Below are 18,162 nucleotides of genomic sequence, written 5' to 3'. Positions count from 1 at the left end.
GCCGTGGGGGCCGGTGCCGAGCCAGGCGCCGCCCCCCCACGGGCCCGGAAGCGTCGGCGCGGTCCGAGCCGAACCTCCCCGAAATTGCGCGGGGAGCGATCCGAACCTCCCCAAAAATGGTGTCGGAGCGTTCCGAACCTCCCCAAAAATGGGTGCAAACCACGAAGAGAACGGGTGTGAGGATGTCCCAGGAGAGCGGCACCGTGCTCGCGGCCGTGCCACCGGCGGCCGTGGCCGGCGTGCCCGGGCCCGCGCCGCGGCCCGGCCGGCGCAGCAGGCGCGGGCTCGGGCCCTACGGGCTGCTGCTGCCGGCGATCGCGCTGCTCGTCGTGGCCGAGGGCTACCCCCTCGTGCGGCAGGTCATCATGTCCTTCCAGGAGTTCGGCCGCGCCCAGCAGTTCGGTGCCCCGCCCGAGTGGGTCGGCCTGGACAACTACCGCGCCCTGTTCACCGATGCGCAGATGTGGGCGGTCGTCGCCCGCTCCCTCGCCTTCTGTGTCGTCACCGTGGCGCTCACGATGCTGATCGGCACGGCCTTCGCGCTGCTCATGCTGCGCGTCGGGCGAACCCCACGGGTCCTCCTGCAGGTGAGCATGCTGCTCTGCTGGGCGATGCCGGTGATCGCCGCCATGACCGCCTGGCAGTGGCTGTTCGACACCCGCTACGGGCTGGTCAACTGGAGCCTCAACACCCTCGGCGTCGGGGACTTCACCCGGCACAACTGGCTGATCGAGCCGCTCTCGTTCCTCCTGGTCGCCACCGTGATCGTGGTGTGGATGAGCGTGCCGTTCGTGGCGTTCACCGCCTACGCGGCGCTGACCCAGGTGCCCGAGGACGCGCTGGAGGCCGGGCAGATCGACGGCGCCAACGCCTGGCAGCGCTGGCGGTTCATCATCTACCCCTCGATCCGCCCGGCCCTGACGATCGTGCTCATGCTGCAGATCGTCTGGGACCTGCGGGTGTTCGCCCAGATCCACTACCTGCAGGGCGTGGGCGGCGTCCCCAGCGAGACCCACCTGCTGGGCACCTACATCTACACCCTCGGCGTCGGGCAGAGCGAGTACGGCATGGCCTCGGCCTTCGCGCTCTTCGTGCTCGTCCTCACCCTGGTGCTCACCGGCCACTACGTGCGCTCGCTGCTCCGGGCGGAGGCGCCGTGAGGCGCGTGGGGCGCGGCGCGCGCAGCCGGCTCTGGGGAGCGGTCGCGATCGCCCTCGCGCTCGTCTGGATCTTCCCCGTCTACTGGGTCCTCAACGGGGCCCTGCAACCGATCGAGGCGCTGCGGGCACCGACACCCTCGTTCCTGCCCACCGACCTCAACCTGGATGCCTTCCGGCGGGCGATCGACGACCAGTTCCTCGCCTCGCTGCGGCTCAGCCTCTCCGTCACCCTCATCGCGGTGGCCGCCGCCGTGCTGTGTGCGTTCGTCGCCGCGGTGGCGATCTCGCGGTTCCGGTTCCGCGGCCGGGTCTCCTTCATCATCGTCGTGCTGACGATCCAGATGATCCCGCCCGAGGCCCTGTTTATCTCGCAGTACCGGATGCTCAACGAGTGGAGCCTCTACAACACGGTCGGGGGCCTGTCGCTGCTCTATGTCGCGGCCGTGCTGCCGTTCACGGTGTGGCTGCTGCGCGGGTTCGTCGACGGGGTGCCCGTGGAGCTGGAGGAGGCGGCCATGGTCGACGGCTGCAGCCGGGTGCGGGCGTTCTTCACCATCACCTTCCCGCTGCTCGCGCCCGGCCTGATCGCCAGCGGCGTCTTCGCCTTCCTCCAGGCCTGGAACGAGTACACCCTCGCGGTCGTGGTCATGGAGCCGGACAACCGCACGCTGCCGCTGTGGCTGCGCGGCATGACCACGGTGTCCAACGAGGCGATCGACTGGCCCGCCGTCATGGCCGGCTCCGTCCTGGTGGCCGTCCCGGTCATCGTCTTCTTCCTGGTCGTCCAGACCAGGATGACCGCCGGCCTCGTCTCCGGGGCGGTGAAGGGGTGAGCGGCCTGGACCGGGCCGCCCGTGGGGTGCTCCTCGCCGGCTTCGCCGGGCCCGACGTGCCGCGCTGGTTGCCCGAGGAGCTCGAGCTGGGCCTGGGCGGCGTCTGCCTGTACGGCAACAACGTGGCCCCCGGCCGGGACCTGGCCGAGCTGGCCCGCACCGTGCGCGGGCTCGCCGGAACGGCGGTGCTCGCGGTCGACGAGGAGGGCGGGGACGTCACCCGGTTGCACGTCACGACCGGCAGCCCGTATGCCGGACCGGCCGTCCTCGGGCGGCTGGACTCTCCCTCGGTCACCCGAGCGGTCGCCACGGGGATCGGCGCCGAGCTGGCCGCAGCGGGCATCTGGCTCGACCTGGCACCCTGCGCCGACGTGAACTCCGACCCGCTCAACCCGGTCATCGGCACCCGCAGCTTCGGCGCCGACCCCGCGCTGGTCGCCCGGCACACCGTCGCCTTCGTGGAGGGCCTGGCCGCGGCGGGGGTCGCGGCGAGTGTGAAGCACTTCCCGGGGCACGGCGACACGCGGACGGACTCCCACCACGCGGTGCCCACCGTGCGCGCGGGCCGGGAGGTGCTGCACGAGCGCGAGCTGGTGCCGTTCGCGGCGGCCGTCCGGGCGGGGGCCGCCACCGTCATGACCTCGCACGTCGTGATCGAGGCGCTCGACCCCGACCGGCCGGCGACCTTCAGCCCCGTCCTGCTGCAGGACGTGCTGCGCGGGGAGCTCGGCTTCGAGGGGGTGGTCGTCACCGACGCGCTCGACATGGCCGGTGCCCAGGGCGATGGCGGGATGCCCGGGGCGGCGGTCCGCGCGCTCGCCGCGGGCGCGGACCTGCTGTGCCTGGGTCCGGGCACCGACGAGGGGCCGCTGGTCGTGCGCCGGGTGGCCCGCGCCATCGCGGCGGCCGTGGAGGAGGGCAGCCTGCCCGCGGAGCGCCTGGCCGACGCCGCCGACCGGGTCGGTCGCCTTCGCGCGGCCTGGTCCGGACCGTCCGACCCCGCGGGTCCTCTCCCGGCCGGCCCTCTCAGGACCGGTCGTGCCACGACCATGACCAGCGCGACCCGTGCGACGGTGATCGCGCACGCCAGGCAGGCCTCGGCGCGTGCCGCCACCGCCCTGCTCGACGGCATCCCGTCCCTGCCCGCGGCCCGCGTCATCCACCTGGAGACCGGCACCAGCCCCGCCGTCGGGCAGACCGCGTGGGGGCTCGTGGGGGCGGACACCCCGCGACTGCTGCCGTCCGCCCTGGCGGCCACGGCGCTGCCGCAGGGCCCGACCCTGCTGCTCGTCCGGGGTGCCACCTCCGACGTGCGGGTCTGGCGGTGGGTGCGCGAGACGCTGACCACGAACCCGCAGGTGTGGCTGGTCGAGCTGGGCTGGCCGGCCCCGGAGCTGGACCGGTTCGAGCGGGTCATCCGCACCTACGGCGCCTCCGCCGCCTCGACGACGGCCCTGACCCGGGCCCTGGGGTGGACGCCGTGAGCCTCCGGGTCGGGGTCGACATCGGCGGCACGTGGGTCGACGCGGCCGCCGTCGAGGTCGTGGCCGGCGGGCACCGGGTCGTGGCCCGGCAGTCGGTCCGGAGCATCCGCGGACCGGCGGGCGTGCTGGGCGGCCTGCGCACGGCATACGGCCTGCTCCTGGAGGAGCTCGGGACCGGCGCCCGCGTGGCCGCGCTGGGCATTGGGGTGCCCGGCATCGTCTCCGGCGGTCGGGTCACCCACGCCGTGAACCTCGGCCTGGACGGCCGGCCGCTGGACCTGGCGGCGGAGGCCGCCGCGCTCACCAGCGCCCCCGTGCTCGTGGAGAACGACGTCAAGGCCGCCGCGTGGGGCGCCGCCCACTGGCTGCGCAGCTCGGGGGACGGGCACGGGCAGGACCTGGCCCTGCTCAACGTGGGCACCGGGCTGGCCGCCGGACTGGTGCTGGACGGCGTCCTGCGACGGGGCGACCGGGGTCTGGCCGGCGAGATCGGCCACCTGGTCACCGACCGGTCGGGGCCGCCGTGCCCGTGCGGCAAGCAGGGCTGCCTGGAGCTCTACGCCTCCGGCGGCGGACTCGCCCGGCGCTGGGCCGGCTCCGCGGCCGAGCTCATGGCGGCCGCGGCCGCCGGCGACCCGACTGCCACCGGGGTGCGAGACGACCTGGTCGCCGGCCTCGCCCAGGCGGTGCGGATCCTGGTGCAGACCACCGACGTCGCCGACGTCGTGCTGGCCGGTGGGGTCGTCACCTCCACCCCCGCACTCCAGGAAGCGCTGCTGGCGGCGCTGCGTGACCACGGCGACTCGGGCTTCGAGCAGACGCTGGCCGTCGACGAGCGGGTGCGCTGGCTCCCGGAGGACTACCCGGCCGGGTCGGTCGGCGCCGCGCTGTTGCCCCAGCCGCAGGAGCCGGTCACGCCCACCACCTCGCCCCGCACCGGGGTGGGCACGGGCCGGCCCGGGGGATAGGCCGTGGAGGTCGTCATCACCGCGACACCCCGGGAGGCCGGGGTGGTGGTCGCGGACATCCTCGAGGGCACGGTCCGGGCGGGCGGCACGCTGGGGCTGGCGACCGGCTCCTCGCCGGGACCGGCGTACGACGAGCTGGTCCGTCGCCACCGTGAGGAGGGCCTGTCGTTCGCGGGGTGCCGTGCCTTCCTGCTCGATGAGTACGTCGGGATCCCTGCCGGGCACCCGCAGGCCTACCGCCAGGTGATCCGGCGCATGTTCAGCGACCACGTGGGTCTGGAGGTCGCCGGCCCCGACGGGACCGCCACGGACCTGGTGACGGAAGCGACGGCATACGAGGAGTCCCTCCGCCGTGCCGGCGGCGTCGACGTGCAGCTGCTGGGCATCGGCACCGACGGGCACCTCGGGTTCAACGAGCCGGGCTCGTCCCTGGCCTCGCGCACCCGGGTCAAGACGCTGACCGAGCAGACCCGGCGGGACAACGCGCGCTTCTTCGCCCCCGAGGAGGTCCCGCACCATGTGCTGACCCAGGGGCTGGGCACGATCCTGGAGGCCGCCCACCTGGTGCTCGTCGCGACGGGTGAGGGCAAGGCCGGGACGGTGGCGGCCGCACTCGAGGGGCCGGTGAGCGCGTTCTGTCCCGCCTCGGTGCTCCAGCTCCACCCGCACGTGACGACCGTGCTCGACGAGCCGGCCGCCGCCCGGCTGCGCCTGGTCGACTACTACCGCTTCGTGCACGGGCACAAGCCGTCCTGGCAGGGTTACTGAGCCGGCTCGACCACCCAGCGACCTCGGCGCAGCACGCCGGTGACCCCCAGATCCTCACCGAGGAGCACCAGGTCCGCCCACGCCCCGGCCGCCAGGACACCCACGCCCTCCAGGTCGACGGTGTGCGCCGGCACGGCCGTGGCGGCCCGGAGCGCGCCGGCGAGCGGGATGCCGGCCGCCACCGCGGTGCGCACGGCCCGCGACATGCTCAGCGTGCTGCCGGCGACCGCCCCGCCCTCGACCCGGGCGACGCCCCCGCGCACGTTCACCCGCTGCGGACCCAGCAGGTAGTCCCCGTCCGGGGCCAGCGCTCCCGCCATCGCGTCGGTGACCAGGACCCAGCCGCCGCGGGCACCACGAGCGGCCAGGGCGAGCACGTCGGGGTGCAGGTGCTGGCCGTCGGCGATCAGCTCCACGACGACGCGGTCGTCACCCAGCAGCACCGGCACCGGGCCGGGCTCGCGGTGGTGGACCGGCGGCATCGCGTTGAACAGGTGCGTGGCCACGGTCGCCCCCGCGTCCACGGCCCGCGCGATGGTCGCGGCCGCCGCGTCCGTGTGCCCGATGGCCGCGACGACGCCGCCCCTCACCAGGCGCCGGACCGCCTCGATCCCACCCGGCAGCTCCGGGGCCAGGGTGACCATCCGCACGCTGCCCTCACCGGCGGTCAGCAGCCGGGCCACCGCGGCCGGCGCGGGGTCGGCGAGCCGGGCCGGGTCGTGGGCACCGCAGCGGGCCGGGCTGAGCCAGGGCCCCTCGAGGTGGATCCCGGCCAGCTCGCCGGCGGTCACGAAGCTGTGGAGCGCCGCGATCTGCGCCTCCAGCGCGTCCAGCTCGTCGGAGACCAGACTGGCCACCAGGCTCGTCGTCCCCTCCTCGCGGTGGGCCCGCACGGCCTCGCGGATCTCGGCCGGGTCGCCGGAGGTGAAGGCACCGCCACCGCCGCCGTGACAGTGGATGTCGACGAACCCCGGGCTCAGGACCGGGACCTCCACGTCCGGCGGCCCGATCGCGGACAGGTCACCCAGCACCTGCACGATCCGCTCGCCCTCGACCTGGAGCCAGCCGGGCGCCAACGCGCCATCGACGTGGAGCATCCGGTCGGCTCGGATCAGCATGACCCCATCGTGGCAGGTCGCGGTGACTTGCGGGGCGGCCCGGCTCTGGTAGGCATAGGGGCACCCGATGAAGGGAGGCCCCGTGACGGCCCGCTGCATTCCCCCGGACTCCGTGTTCACCACCCAGTCGGAGCGGGAGGTCTGGGAGACGCTGCGCCGCCAGCTCGACGACGACGCCGTGCTCCTGGCCAGTGTCCGCCTGACCAACGAGCAGGGCGACCACGAGCTGGACCTCGTCGCGATGCTGCCCGGTGCGGCCGTCATCGTCATCGAGGTCAAGGGCAGTGGCGTCTCGGTCGATGCGGACGGGCAGTGGTGGTTGCGCACCCCGAGGGAGATGGTGCGGGTCGATCCGGTCGAGCAGGCGATGCGCGGCAAGCACGAGCTCCGCCGCTATATCGAGGGTCATCCCGCCTGGGGGCGCGAGAAGGTCCGGTGGGCGCACACGGTCGTCCTGCCGTTCACCCGCCTCGGTCCGGACTTCTCGCTGCCCGACCTGCCGCGGTGGATGGTCCATGACCAGGACGACCTGCCGCACCTGGCGCCCCGGCTGCGCGACCTGGCCACCCGTCAGGAGACGAACCGCCCCGTGCCCGCCGCGGACCATGTCGAGAAGGCGTTGGAGATCTGGCGCAGCCGCAGCACCGCGGCGCCGAGCATCGCCGCGGAGGCCGACGAGCGGGAGGCCGCGGCGACCGACCGGCTCACCCGGGAGCAGCACATGCTGCTCAAGGTGACCCGGCTGCTGCACCGGGTCGAGGTGCGCGGGGGTGCAGGCAGCGGCAAGACCGTCCTCGCGCTGGCCCAGGCCAAGGGGCTCACCCGGGGGAGCGCGAGCGAGGGCCGCCCGGCCCAACGGGTCGCGCTGCTGTGCTACTCGATCGGCCTGGCGACCTACCTCGACCGGGAGATGAGCAGTGCGAACAGGAGGGCCCGGCCGGCCTACGTGGGCACCTTCCACGGGCTCGGGAGGAGGTGGGGGGCGCCGGACGGCGACCGCAACGACAGCCACTTCTGGGAGGTCGAGCTGCCTGCGCTCATGCTCGAGCTGGCCCAGGGGCTGGAGGAGAAGGACAGGTTCGACGCCATCGTCGTGGACGAGGCACAGGACTTCGCCGAGTCGTGGTGGGCGCCGTTGCTGGCCGCGCTGCGGCACCCCGACGAGGGCGGGCTCTACATCTACTCCGACGAGAACCAGCGGCTCTTCCCGCGGTTCGGCCGCCCGCCGATCGAGCTGGTGCCCCTCGTGCTGGACCACAACCTGCGCAACACCACCCAGATCGCCGAGACGTTCGGGCCGCTGGCTCCCTCGCGGATGCGACCGCTGGGCGGCGACGGACCGGACGTCACCTTCATCGCGACCAGCACGGACGAGGCGCTGGACACCTCCGACGACCAGGTGGACCTCCTGCTCGACGAGGGCTGGGACCCGCAGCAGGTCGCGCTGATCACCACCGGCTCCCGGCACCCGCAGCAGCGGGAGCTGCAGGAGACGCGCGGCGACGAGAGCTACTGGCAGAGCTTCTGGGACGCCGACGAGGTCTTCTACGGCACCGTCCTGGGCTGCAAGGGCATGGAGCGCCGCGCCGTCGTGCTGTGCCTCAACTCCGAGAACACCGAGCGGGCGCGGGAGCGCCTGTATGTCGGTATGTCCCGGGCCACGGACCGGCTCATCGTGGTCGGCGACCCGGCCTGGGTCCGCGAGGTCGGCGGCGACCAGGTGGCCCGCCGGCTCGGCATCGGTTGAGCTGCGGGCCGGGTCGCGGCACCGGTCAGTCCTGGCTGAACGCCGAGTCGAACGAGGCCGTCGCGGGGGAGTAGTCGAACCGCTTCAGGAACTGCAGCGCCTCGGGTGCGCCCTCGAGGCGGTCCATGCCCGCGTCCTCCCACTCCACCGAGATCGGCCCGTCGTAGCCGGCGGCGGCCAGGGCGCGGAAGCAGTCCTCCCAGGGCACGTCACCGCGCCCGGTCGAGACGAAGTCCCAGCCGCGCCGCGGGTCGCCCCAGGGCAGGTGTGAGCCGAGCCGCCCGTTGCGGCCGTTGCCGACCCGCATCCGGGTGTCCTTGCAGTCCACGTGGTAGATCCGGTCGGCGAAGTCGGTGATGAAGCCCACCACGTCGATGTCCTGCCACAGCATGTGGCTCGGGTCCCAGTTGAGCCCGAACGCCTCGCGGTGCCCGATCGCCTCCAGGGTCCTCACCGTCGACCAGTAGTCGTAGGCGATCTCGCTCGGGTGCACCTCGTGGGCGAAGCGGACGCCGCACTCGTCGAAGACGTCCAGGATCGGGTTCCACCGGTCGGCGAAGTCCTGGTAGCCCGCGTCGATCCTCGAGGCGGGCACCGGCGGGAACATCGCGACGTACTGCCAGATCGAGGAGCCGGTGAACCCCACGACCGTGTCCACGCCCATCCTCTGCGCCAGTCTGGCCGTCAGCTTCAGCTCCTCGGCGGCCCGCTGCCGCACGCCCTCCGGGTCCCCGTCGCCCCACACCCTCGAGCCGACGATCGACTGGTGCCGCTCGTCGATCGGGTCGTCACAGACGGCCTGCCCCTTGAGGTGGTTGGAGATCGCCCAGCACCCCAGGCCGTGGCGACGCAGGATCTCCAGCCGCCCCTCGACATACTCCTCGTCGTCCCAGCGCCAGGCGTCCAGGTGCTCACCGGAGACGGCGATCTCCAGCCCGTCATAGCCCCACCTCGCGGCGAGCTCGGCCACCTCCTCGAGGGTCAGGTCGGCCCACTGTCCGGTGAAGAGGGTGAATCGGCGTGCCATGGTCTCTCCTTCGTCCTGCTCCAGGATGTCAGTCGGTCAGTTGCCCGTCTCGGTCAGCGCGCCGCCGCGCCCGTGGCTGGTCTCGACCGCCTCGAGCACCCGCTGGACGGCCAGGCCGTCCTCGAAGCTGGCGTGCGCCGGGTCGCCGGTCGCGATCGCGCGCAGGAAGTCGGCGGCCTGGGAGGTGAACGTGTGGTCCCAGCCCAGGACGTGCCCGGCCGGCCACCACGCGTCGACGTAGGGGTGCTCGGGCTCGGTCACCAGGATCGTGCCGGCCGCCTGGGTGCGCGGGTCACCGGTCTGCGTGAGCACCAGCTCGTTGAGACGCTCCAGGTCGAAGCTCAGCGACCCGGTCGTGCCGTAGACCTCGACGGTCAGGGCGTTCTTGCGCCCGGTGGCCACCCGGCTCACCTCGAGGCTCGCCACGACACCCGAGGCCGTATGCAGCGTGGCCCAGGCCGCGTCATCGACCGTGACCGCCTCGGTCCCGTCGGGGCCGGGCCGCTCCGGGACGAAGGTGCGCAGGGTCCCGCTGGCCCGGGTGACGTGCTCGCCGAGCAGGTAGTGCAGTTGGTCGACGGCGTGCGAGCCGAGGTCGCCCAGGACCCCCGAGCCGGCGGTCTCCCTGCGCAGCCGCCAGGTCATCGGCGCCCCAGGGTCGCTCAGCCAGTCCTGCAGGTAGCTCAGCCGCACCTGCTGCACCGTGCCGATCCGGCCCTCGGCCACGAGCCCGCGGGCCAGCGCCAGGGCGGGGACGCGGCGGTAGTTGAAGCCGAGGAGTGCCCGGCCCGTGGCGGCTGCTGCGGCGGTGACGAGCTGCTCGCACTCGGCGACGCTGTTCGCGAGCGGTTTCTCGACGAGCACGTGCTTGCCCGCCGCCAGCGCGGCCAGCGCCACCTCGGCGTGCAGGTGGCCCGGCGTGCACACGTCGACGATGTCGATGTCCTCGCGCTCGAGCACGGAGCGCCAGTCGGTGACGCTGGAGTCCCAGCCGAGCTCGGCGGCGGCCCGCGCGACCCTGGCCCCGTCGCGTCCGACGAGGGCCCTCATCCGCACCGGCGGCACGTCCGGGTAGAAGGCGGCGACGTTGCGCCAGGCGTTGGAGTGGGCGCGGCCCATGAAGGAGTAGCCGATGACGGCCACGCCGAGGGGCTCGGCGGTCGGGTCAGGCACGGGGTTCCCCCTCGGTCGGTGCGGGCTCGGTCGGTGCGGGCTCGGTCGGTGCGGTGAGGGAGCGCAGGAAGGCCAGCCCGCTGGTCGCCAGCTCGTCCTGGCTCGGGGCCAGCGGTCGCCAGATCGACGTGGCGGTGGCGATGGCCTCGTTGTCGGCGGTGAAGCTCTCGATGTTCAGGGGGCCGGTGTACCCGACCTCGTCGAGCGCCTCGAGCAGGGCGGGCCAGTCGGTCTGGTCCCCGCCCGGTGCGCCGCGGTCGCTGCCGGAGGCCTGCACGTGCACCACGTGCTCGCCGGCCCGGCGGACCGCCCCGGCGGACGACCGCTCCTCGATGTTCAGGTGGTAGGTGTCCAGCGCGAGCCCGACGCCCTCGTCCAGCAGCTCGCCGAGACCCTCGAGGGCCTGGTCGACGGTGTTGATCAGGGAGGTCTCGTAGCGGTTGAGCGGCTCGATGCCGATCCGCACGCCTGCCTGCCGCGCGTGCGCGGCCACCGGGGCCAGGTTCTGCCGCCACTGCGCCAGGGTGGAGGCGCGCTGCTCCGGCCCCATGCGCCATACGCGGCCCGTCGCGGCATAGAACGGACCGCACACCGACGCCGCCCCGATGCCCTGCGCCAGGTCGATGCAGTGCCTCAGGTAGTCCTGGGTGGCGCGGACCTCGCTCGCCCCGGCCTCGACCAGGTCGCGGCCGGGGGCCATCGCGCCGACGACGTAGGGGGTCAGGCCGGTGTCGGCCAGCACCGCCGAGACGGCCGGGACGCTTAGGTCACCGGGGTGCTCGAGCGGGAGCTCGACAGCGTCGAAGCCCATCGCCGCGATCGTGCCGAGCAGGGCGGGCAGCTCGCGGTCGGTCAGCGGTGAGGTCCAGACCCAGGTGTTGACGCCGATGGCTCGCAACGCTGGTCTCCTCTCGTGGGTGGCAGGGTGGGACGCCCGTCCCCGGGGGACGTGACACCGGTGTGCTGAGGCGCACCAGTGTCACGTCCCCTCCGGGTGGGTCGCCGGGCAGGGGTCCGGGGTTACGGGATGACCCGCTCCTGCCACACCTGCGGGTAGCCGGGCAGGTCCTCGCCGCCGAACTTGGCGTAGTGCCCGTCCGGCATGCCCTCGTTGGCGGCCAGGAAGTCGCCGCGCTCCTCCTCGGTGATCGGCGACTGCGGCAGGACCCACTCGGTGGGGATCTCCTCGCCGGCGAAGATCTTCTCGATCGCCAGCAGCGGTGTGCGCCACTGGAAGTTGGAGTAGACCGGGGCCAGGCCGGTCAGACCGGTCTCGTCCCACTTGCGCAGGAAGCTCATCTCGTCCTCACCGGTCATGACCGGGTAGTCCGCGCCGGCGTCCTCGAAGGCCTCGATGGCGGCGACGGCGCCGTCACCGGCGTCCATCCAGACACCCTGCACGTCGCCGGTGGCCAGCTCGTCGCTGATGATCTTCTTGATCTCGGTCGGGTCGGCACCGGTGAAGTAGTCGACCGCCTCGATGCCGTTCTCGGAGAAGATCTTCTCCGCGGCCGCCCAGCGGTGCTCGAGGACGTCCACGCCGGGCAGGATGCGCAGCGCGACGACCTTGTCACCCTCCTGGAGGTTCTCCACGAGGAACTCGGCGGTGTCGATGCCCCACGCGTAGCCACCGATCGGGTGGATGAACGTGGTGGCGCAGTCGGTCTCGACGCCGCGGTCGAAGACGACGACCGGCAGGCCGGTGTCGCAGGCCCGCTCGACGGCCGGGGTGAGGGCCGCCGTGGAGCTCGGGCTGATGACGAACGCGTCGCAGTTGCCCTCGTTGATGAAGTAGTCGATGTCGGCGATCTGGGTGTTGTCGTCGTCCTGGGCGTCCCGGGTCTCCATCTCGGAGATGACGCCGGACTCCTGCAGCACCTTGAGCTGCTCGTTCATCGTGATCCAGCCGGTCTGCCGCCACGGGTTGCTGATCGAGGCGTTGGAGAAGCAGACCTTGTGCGGCCCCTCCGCGGCGTACTCGGAGGTGTCGGTCATCGGTCCGTCGATGTACTGCAGGTAGGGCTGGGCGGCATCGCCCTCGAAGGTCGCCGACCGCTGCTCGTACTCGGTGTCGTAGACGGCCTGGTCGAACCACTCGTCCGAGCCCTCGGCGGCCGGCTCCTCACCGGTGGCCTCGCCCTCGTCGGCGGGGGGCGCGGCCGGGTCCTCCGCGGACTCGGCGGCGGAGGGGTCGTCCAGCGACTCGTCGGTGGAGCACGCCGCCAGCATGGCCAGCGCCGCCACGGCCGCCAGGGGGGCGGTCAACATCCTTCTGCGCATCAGTTCTCTCCTGTGGTGGAGCCCGGGACGGGCTGGGTGGGACCGGAGTCCCCGGCGGAGGTGCCGGGAGTATGAGGGGTGGCCGGCTCGGTGGCCGGGGTGCGGGCGGGCCGCGGGTCGCCGGGGGCGGTCACGGGGGAGGGTTCCCTGCGGCGGGGACGCAGGCTGCCGCGCCAGGCCTTCCCGGCGGCGGCGACCGCGAGGATGATGATCACGCCCTGCACGGAGTCCCGCCAGGTCGAGGCCACCCCGACGAAGTTGAGCAGCGTGAACAGCAGCTCCAGGGCGAAGGCCCCCGCGGCGGCCGACAGCACCCAGCCGCGTCCACCACCGAGGACCACGCCCCCGAGCACCACGGCGGTGATGGCCGTGAACTCGTAGCCGTTGCCGACCGAGGGGTGCACGCCGGCGTAGCCGACCAGGATGATCCCGGCGACGGTGGCGGCGAGCGAGGAGAGCATGAACGCGCGGGTCTTGACCCACCACACGGGCGCGCCGGCCAGGTGGGTGGCCTCCGGGTTGTCACCGGCGGCGACCAGGGTGCGGCCCCACGGGCGCCGCATCAGGACGACGGCGCCTACCGCCAGCACGACCAGGATGATCGCGGGGTAGGGGATGATCTCCAGCACCGGCACGTCGCGGATGCCGCCGCGGCCGATCTGGCGGAACGTGTCGACCGGGTTGCCGGTGGCCGCGCCGCCGGTGAGGTAGAGCACGAGCCCCGACAGCGCGAGCATCGTGCCCAGGGTGACGATGAAGCTGGGGACGCGCAGCAGCGTGGTGGCCAGGCCGTTGACCAGCCCGACGAGCGCACCGAGCACGAACATCAGCAGCATCACCGGCAGGATCCGGGCCTCGTCCTGGCCGATCAGGTTGCCGGAGAGCACCACCTGCATGGTGACGACCGAGCCCATCGAGAGGTCGAACTCGCCGGAGACGATGACGAAGTACTGGCCCATCGCGGCGATCGCGATCGGTGCGGTGCGGCCGATGAAGCGGATGAGCGAGCCGGGCTCACCGAAGTTGGGGTTGGTCGCCACGATGGCTGCGAGCAGCACTCCGACCAGGATGAACACGGCGCCACCGGGCGTGCCCAGCGTGCGCGCCAGCCGCTGGAGCCGGCTGCCCTGGTGCTCGACCAGTGCGGCGGGGGCGCGGCCTGCCGTCTGGGTGGTCATCGCGCCTCCTGCAGGGCCGCGTCGGTGAGGGACTGCTTCTGGAAGCGCGGTGGCCGCTGACCGGCGCTGCGGCGGGCGTAGACGGCGACCGCGACCACGATGACCACCCCGCGCACGACGTCCTTGAGGAACGGGTTGACCTCCATCACGCCCATGACGTTGTCCATGACCGCAAAGATCGCCACGCCCCCGAGCGTGCCCAGGATGTTGCCCTTGCCTCCTGCCAGCACGGTCCCGCCGAGGACGACCGCGGCGATCGACATCAGGTCGTAGCCGCCCTGGCTGCCGATCGTCGGGCTGCCGACGCTGAGCCGGGCCAGGAGCAGCAGCCCGGCCATGCCGGCCAGGAGCGAGCAGAGCACGTGCGCCATGACCACGGGGGTGGCCGTGTGCAGGCCGGACATGCGGGCGACCTCGCGGTTGCTACCCACGGCATACAGGTGGTGGCCTGCTCGGGTGCGGCGCAGGAGCAGGATGACCAGCACCGCACAGCCGAGCATGATCAGCGTGGACACGGGCACCGGGCCGATGTTCGTGGCGCCGATCAGCCGGAAGTCCCGCGGCGCGGAGCCGGCCGAGCCCTTGTAGTTGGTGCCGAGGTAGCCGGCCAGGATCAGGCCCATGCCGAGCGAGGCGATGAAGCCGTGCACGTCCAGCAGGGCCACGACCAGGCCGTTGACCAGGCCGATCAGGGCCGAGACACCGAGGGCCACGACGACGCCCAGGACGATATTGCTGGTCTGCCCGGCCATCAGCACGCCAGCGAGCAGACTGGCCAGGCTGGTCACGTAGGGGACCGACAGGTCCAGGCTGCCGGCCAGGATCACCAGCGTCTGCCCGATGGCGATGAAGCCCAGGATGGAGGTGCCGGTGAGGATCGCCGAGATGTTGCCCGGGCTGAAGAAGTTGCGGCCCGACATCGCCGTGAGGACCGCGCCGGCGACGAGGGTCAGGGCCAGCACGAGGAAGACGATGCCGGTCGAGGTGATGGGCACGCGGCGTCGGCCGGTGACGGGGCTGCTCATGGCTGCCGGTCCTCCTTCGGGTCGTCGCGTTCCGGCTGCTCGGGTCGCGCGGGTGCGGCGCCGGTGGCCAGGTGCAGGATCTCCTCCTCGGAGGAGCCGGCCGGCAGCTCACCGGCCAGGCGCCCCTCGTGCATCACGAGGATGCGGTCGGACATGCCGATCACCTCGGGCAGCTCGCTGGAGACCATGAGGACGGCCACGCCGTCGGCGGCCAGCTGGCGCATCAGCTCGTAGATCGCGTGCTTGGCGCCCACGTCGATGCCGCGGGTCGGCTCGTCCATGAGCATCACCCGTGGGTTCGTGCTCAGCCACCGGGCCAGCACGACCTTCTGCTGGTTGCCGCCGGAGAGGAACTGGACCTCCTGGTCCATCCCCCGGGCGGCGACAGCCATCGAGGACAGGACCCCCGGCATACCCCGCCGTGCGGTTCCTGTGCGCCGCGGGAACACCGCGTGCACGACGCCGAGCGCGTTGTCCAGGATCGACTGGTTGAGGGACAGGCCCTTGGCCTTGCGGTCCTCGGTGACCAGGGCCAGTCCGCGGCGGATCGCCTCGCGCGGGGAGCGGACGCGGACCGGTCTGCCGTCGAGCGTCATCGTCCCGCGGGTGAACGGCTGGGCGCCGAAGATGCCCTCGACCAGCTCGGTGCGACCCGACCCCTGCAGTCCGGCCAGGCCGACGATCTCGCCGGCCCGCAGGCTGAGGTCGATGCCGTCCACATAGCCGTTGCCGGCGCCAGTGAGGGTGAGCGCCGCGGCTCCGGGGGCGGTGCCGGGCAGGGCGTCGGGGAAGAACGCAGACATCTCGCGGCCCACCATCATCCGCACCAGGGACGCCTCGTCGAGCTCGGCCGCGGGTCTGGTCGCGACGTGCCGACCGTCCTTGAGGACCGTGATCGTCTCGCAGAGGTCGAACAGCTCGGCCAGCCGGTGGGACACGTAGAGGATCGCCACCCCGCGCTCCTGCAGCCGGCGGATCATGCTGTAGAGCAGCTCGACCTCGTGGTCGGCCAGGGCCGCGGTCGGCTCGTCCATCTGGATGATCCGCGCGTCGTAGCTGACCGCCTTGGCGATCTCCACGATCTGCTGCTCGGCGACCGAGAGGGTGCGCACGACCGTCGCGGGGGACAGGTTGTGCACGCCGAGCCCCTCGAGGAGCTCGGCGGTGTCGCGCTGCATCTGGCCCGTGTCGACCAGGAGGCCGCGGCGCGGCTCGCGACCGAGGTAGATGTTCTCGGCGACGCTGCGGTCGGGCAGCAGGTTGAACTCCTGGAACACCGTGGCCAGCCCTGCCTGCTGGGCCTGCACCGGGTGGCCGAAGGTGCGGGGCTCGCCGGAGATCTCCACGGTGCCGCCGTCCGGCTGGTGGACGCCCGCCAGGATCTTCATGAGCGTCGACTTGCCGGCACCGTTCTCGCCGACCAGCCCGTGCACCAGGCCCGCGTGCAGCTCCAGGTCGACGTCCTGGAGGACGGCGTTGCCGAAGAAGCGCTTGGTCAGGCCGGTGGCGCGCAGCAGCGGCCCAGCGTCGGTGGCTCCTGCCCCGTGGGAGGGGTGCCCGGGTCGGGCGACATCGGTGTCGTATGGCACGAGCCGACTATGACACGGGTCATCCACTTTTGTCGAGTGCCCGGCGAAAGTTGCGTGTTGAGCATTTGCAAGTCACGTGGTTCACTTCGGAGGTGCGCACCAGCGACGTCTTCGACCTGCTCCGGGACGGCCGACCGCGGACCCGGGCCCAGCTCGCCGAGTCCACCGGCCTGGCCCGATCCACGATCGCCGCTCGCGTCGATGTGCTCATGAGGCTCGGCCTGGTCGCCCCCTACGGCGACGCCCGCTCCACCGGTGGCCGACCCCCGTCGCTGTTCGCGCTCAACCCCTCCGTGCGGGTCGTGGCCGGCGTCGATGTCGGCGCCACGCACGCGGTCGCCGTGCTGACCGACCTCTCGGGGGAGGTCCTCGCCGAGAGCCGGGCCGGGCTCGACATCGCCAGCGGGCCGGTGGAGGTGCTCGGCTGGGTGACGGCCACCGTCGGTGAGCTGCTCGTCCGCGCCGGCCGCCCCGCCTCCGACCTGGCCGCGATCGGCATCGGGCTGCCCGGCCCCGTCGAGCACTCGACCGGCCGACCGATCAACCCGCCGATCATGCCGGGCTGGGACCGCTACGACGTGCCCGGTCACGTGCAGCGCACCTATCCGGTGCCGGTGCTGATCGACAACGACGTGAACATCATGGCGCTGGGTGAGCAGCAGACCCACCTGCGCGACGTGGACGACCTGGTCTTCATCAAGGTCGCGACGGGCATCGGTGCGGGGATCATCAGCAACGGGATGCTGCAGCGGGGCGCCCAGGGCACCGCGGGCGACCTCGGGCACGTGCGCGTGCTGCGCGGTGCCGGCGTGATCTGCCGGTGCGGCAACGAGGGCTGCCTGGAGGCCGTCGCCGCCGGGCCCGCCCTGGCCGCCCGCCTCCGCGAGGCGGGGGCGGAGGCCAGCTCCACCCAGGACGTCGTCGACCTGGTCCGCGGCGGTGACCTCGCCGCCCTCCAGGAGATCCGGCAGGCCGGCCGCGACATCGGCGAGGTCGTCGCCACGATGGTCAACCTGATCAACCCGTCGGTCGTCGTCATCGGCGGCCGCCTCGCCGACGCGGGCGAGCACCTGCTGGCGGGGATCCGCGAGGTGGTCTACCGCCGCTCACTGCCGCTGGCCACCGAGTCGCTGCGGGTGGTGGCCTCCCGCGCCGGCGTCGAGGCCGGTGTCCGCGGCGCCGCGTCCATGGCGATCACGCACGTGCTCTCACCCGAGGCGATCGAGGCCGCGAGCGCGAACGTCGGCTGACCAGTCCGGGCAGCGGTCCCGCACGCCAACCCGCCCTCGGTGGCGGTCGCGCACGCCCCACACGCCCCTCGATAGCGGTCCCGCACGCCCCACCCACGTCGTCTTGGGGCCGGAAGTCGTTCTTGGAGCGTGGCACAGCAGGCTCCAAGAACGATTGCCTGCTCTCAGTTGACCGCCGGAGCCCCGAGCAGCCTGGCCCTACCGGCCTCTGTCCAGCGCACGGCAGGGAGCCGGGCTGGTCGTCGGCCGGTCAGTCGGTGACCGCGCTCCTCGACGCCCCGTAGAGGACGTCGGCGTACTCGGGGTTCCGGCCGACCCAGGCCAGGAGGAAGGGGCACGTGACCAGCGCCTTCGTGCCCCGCTCCCGGATGTCGTCCAGCGTGGCCCTCGCCAGCGCACCGCCGACCCCCTGCCCCTCGAACGCCGTGTCGACCTCGGTGTGGGTCAGGGCGCGCAGCTCGGTCGTGGGGTGGTAGTCCACGAATCCGGCGAGCCTGCCGTCCAGGTGTGCCTCGTAGCGGTGCAGGGCAGGGTTGTCGGTGACGACGAGTTCTGTCATGGC

General features: G+C 72.8%; 16 protein-coding genes. 7 read left to right on the top strand and 9 right to left on the bottom strand.

The features are described from left to right. Nucleotides 1-182: 182 nt before the first annotated feature. The 5 genes from DA085_RS21395 to DA085_RS16560 are packed head-to-tail and all read left to right on the top strand — an operon-like array spanning nucleotide 183 to nucleotide 5,213. Nucleotides 183-1,160 carry a carbohydrate ABC transporter permease gene (locus tag DA085_RS21395; protein ID WP_202619286.1) on the top strand — a complete coding sequence of 326 codons (978 nt, stop codon included), beginning with the start codon at nucleotides 183-185 and terminating at the stop codon, nucleotides 1,158-1,160. After that, entirely contained in the window at nucleotides 1,157-1,993 is an 837-nt protein-coding gene (locus DA085_RS21390; protein ID WP_202619285.1) for a carbohydrate ABC transporter permease, read from the top strand. The genes DA085_RS21395 and DA085_RS21390 overlap by 4 nt, the downstream gene beginning before the upstream one ends. Further along, nucleotides 1,990-3,477, top strand: a complete 1,488-nt coding sequence (locus DA085_RS16570; RefSeq protein ID WP_161958526.1) for a glycoside hydrolase family 3 protein — start codon at nucleotides 1,990-1,992, stop codon at nucleotides 3,475-3,477. Before DA085_RS21390 ends, DA085_RS16570 begins: the two co-directional genes overlap by 4 nt. Beyond that, nucleotides 3,474-4,445 carry an ROK family protein gene (locus tag DA085_RS16565; RefSeq protein WP_161958525.1) on the top strand — a complete coding sequence of 324 codons (972 nt, stop codon included), beginning with the start codon at nucleotides 3,474-3,476 and terminating at the stop codon, nucleotides 4,443-4,445. The genes DA085_RS16570 and DA085_RS16565 overlap by 4 nt, the downstream gene beginning before the upstream one ends. Nucleotides 4,446-4,448: 3 nt before the next feature. Then, nucleotides 4,449-5,213, top strand: coding sequence for a glucosamine-6-phosphate deaminase (locus DA085_RS16560; RefSeq protein WP_109474096.1), 765 nt, complete (start codon nucleotides 4,449-4,451; stop codon nucleotides 5,211-5,213). Here DA085_RS16560 and nagA read toward each other — a convergent pair. Next, nucleotides 5,207-6,331 carry an N-acetylglucosamine-6-phosphate deacetylase gene (gene nagA, locus DA085_RS16555; protein WP_109474172.1) on the bottom strand — a complete coding sequence of 375 codons (1,125 nt, stop codon included), beginning with the start codon at nucleotides 6,329-6,331 and terminating at the stop codon, nucleotides 5,207-5,209. The genes DA085_RS16560 and nagA overlap by 7 nt on opposite strands. Nucleotides 6,332-6,413: 82 nt before the next feature. On the opposite strand from nagA, the gene DA085_RS16550 reads away from it, so the two are divergent. Then, nucleotides 6,414-8,078 (top strand): nuclease-related domain-containing DEAD/DEAH box helicase, encoded by a 1,665-nt coding sequence (locus DA085_RS16550; RefSeq protein WP_237565573.1) that lies wholly within the window; start codon nucleotides 6,414-6,416, stop codon nucleotides 8,076-8,078. A 25-nt stretch (nucleotides 8,079-8,103) separates the two neighbouring features. On the opposite strand, the gene DA085_RS16545 is transcribed toward DA085_RS16550, so the two are convergent. The 7 genes from DA085_RS16545 to DA085_RS16515 form a co-directional block, all read right to left on the bottom strand. Then, nucleotides 8,104-9,105, bottom strand: a complete 1,002-nt coding sequence (locus DA085_RS16545) for a sugar phosphate isomerase/epimerase family protein (protein WP_109474094.1) — start codon at nucleotides 9,103-9,105, stop codon at nucleotides 8,104-8,106. 36 nt (nucleotides 9,106-9,141) lie between these two features. Continuing rightward, nucleotides 9,142-10,278 carry a Gfo/Idh/MocA family protein gene (locus DA085_RS16540; RefSeq protein WP_109474093.1) on the bottom strand — a complete coding sequence of 379 codons (1,137 nt, stop codon included), beginning with the start codon at nucleotides 10,276-10,278 and terminating at the stop codon, nucleotides 9,142-9,144. After that, nucleotides 10,271-11,176: a sugar phosphate isomerase/epimerase family protein gene (locus tag DA085_RS16535; RefSeq protein ID WP_109474092.1), complete on the bottom strand. Its 906-nt coding sequence runs from the start codon at nucleotides 11,174-11,176 to the stop codon at nucleotides 10,271-10,273. The genes DA085_RS16540 and DA085_RS16535 overlap by 8 nt, the downstream gene beginning before the upstream one ends. A 122-nt stretch (nucleotides 11,177-11,298) precedes the next feature. Then, nucleotides 11,299-12,546: a substrate-binding domain-containing protein gene (locus DA085_RS16530; protein WP_237565572.1), complete on the bottom strand. Its 1,248-nt coding sequence runs from the start codon at nucleotides 12,544-12,546 to the stop codon at nucleotides 11,299-11,301. A gap of 11 nt (nucleotides 12,547-12,557) precedes the next feature. Next, complete coding sequence (locus DA085_RS16525; protein ID WP_109474090.1) at nucleotides 12,558-13,736, bottom strand: ABC transporter permease; 1,179 nt, start codon at nucleotides 13,734-13,736, stop codon at nucleotides 12,558-12,560. Next, the gene (locus DA085_RS16520) at nucleotides 13,733-14,761 is read right to left on the bottom strand and encodes an ABC transporter permease (protein ID WP_109474089.1); all 1,029 of its coding nucleotides are present in this window, start codon (nucleotides 14,759-14,761) and stop codon (nucleotides 13,733-13,735) included. The genes DA085_RS16525 and DA085_RS16520 overlap by 4 nt, the downstream gene beginning before the upstream one ends. Further along, nucleotides 14,758-16,278 (bottom strand): sugar ABC transporter ATP-binding protein, encoded by a 1,521-nt coding sequence (locus DA085_RS16515; RefSeq protein ID WP_237565579.1) that lies wholly within the window; start codon nucleotides 16,276-16,278, stop codon nucleotides 14,758-14,760. The genes DA085_RS16520 and DA085_RS16515 overlap by 4 nt, the downstream gene beginning before the upstream one ends. A 164-nt stretch (nucleotides 16,279-16,442) precedes the next feature. Between DA085_RS16515 and DA085_RS16510 the strand changes: the two genes are divergently transcribed. Then, nucleotides 16,443-17,600 (top strand): ROK family transcriptional regulator, encoded by a 1,158-nt coding sequence (locus DA085_RS16510; RefSeq protein ID WP_237565571.1) that lies wholly within the window; start codon nucleotides 16,443-16,445, stop codon nucleotides 17,598-17,600. Nucleotides 17,601-17,850: 250 nt separating this feature from the next. Here the strand turns inward: DA085_RS16510 and DA085_RS16505 are convergent, their stop codons facing one another. Continuing rightward, nucleotides 17,851-18,159: a GNAT family N-acetyltransferase gene (locus DA085_RS16505; RefSeq protein WP_109474087.1), complete on the bottom strand. Its 309-nt coding sequence runs from the start codon at nucleotides 18,157-18,159 to the stop codon at nucleotides 17,851-17,853. Nucleotides 18,160-18,162 lie beyond the last annotated feature (3 nt).

This window comes from Ornithinimicrobium cavernae (genome assembly GCF_003121625.1).
GTDB classification, from domain to species: Bacteria; Actinomycetota; Actinomycetes; order Actinomycetales; family Dermatophilaceae; genus Ornithinicoccus; species Ornithinicoccus cavernae.
The sequence above is the reverse complement of the archived record's forward strand: the minus strand, read 5'-3'. Positions and strand labels throughout refer to the sequence as shown.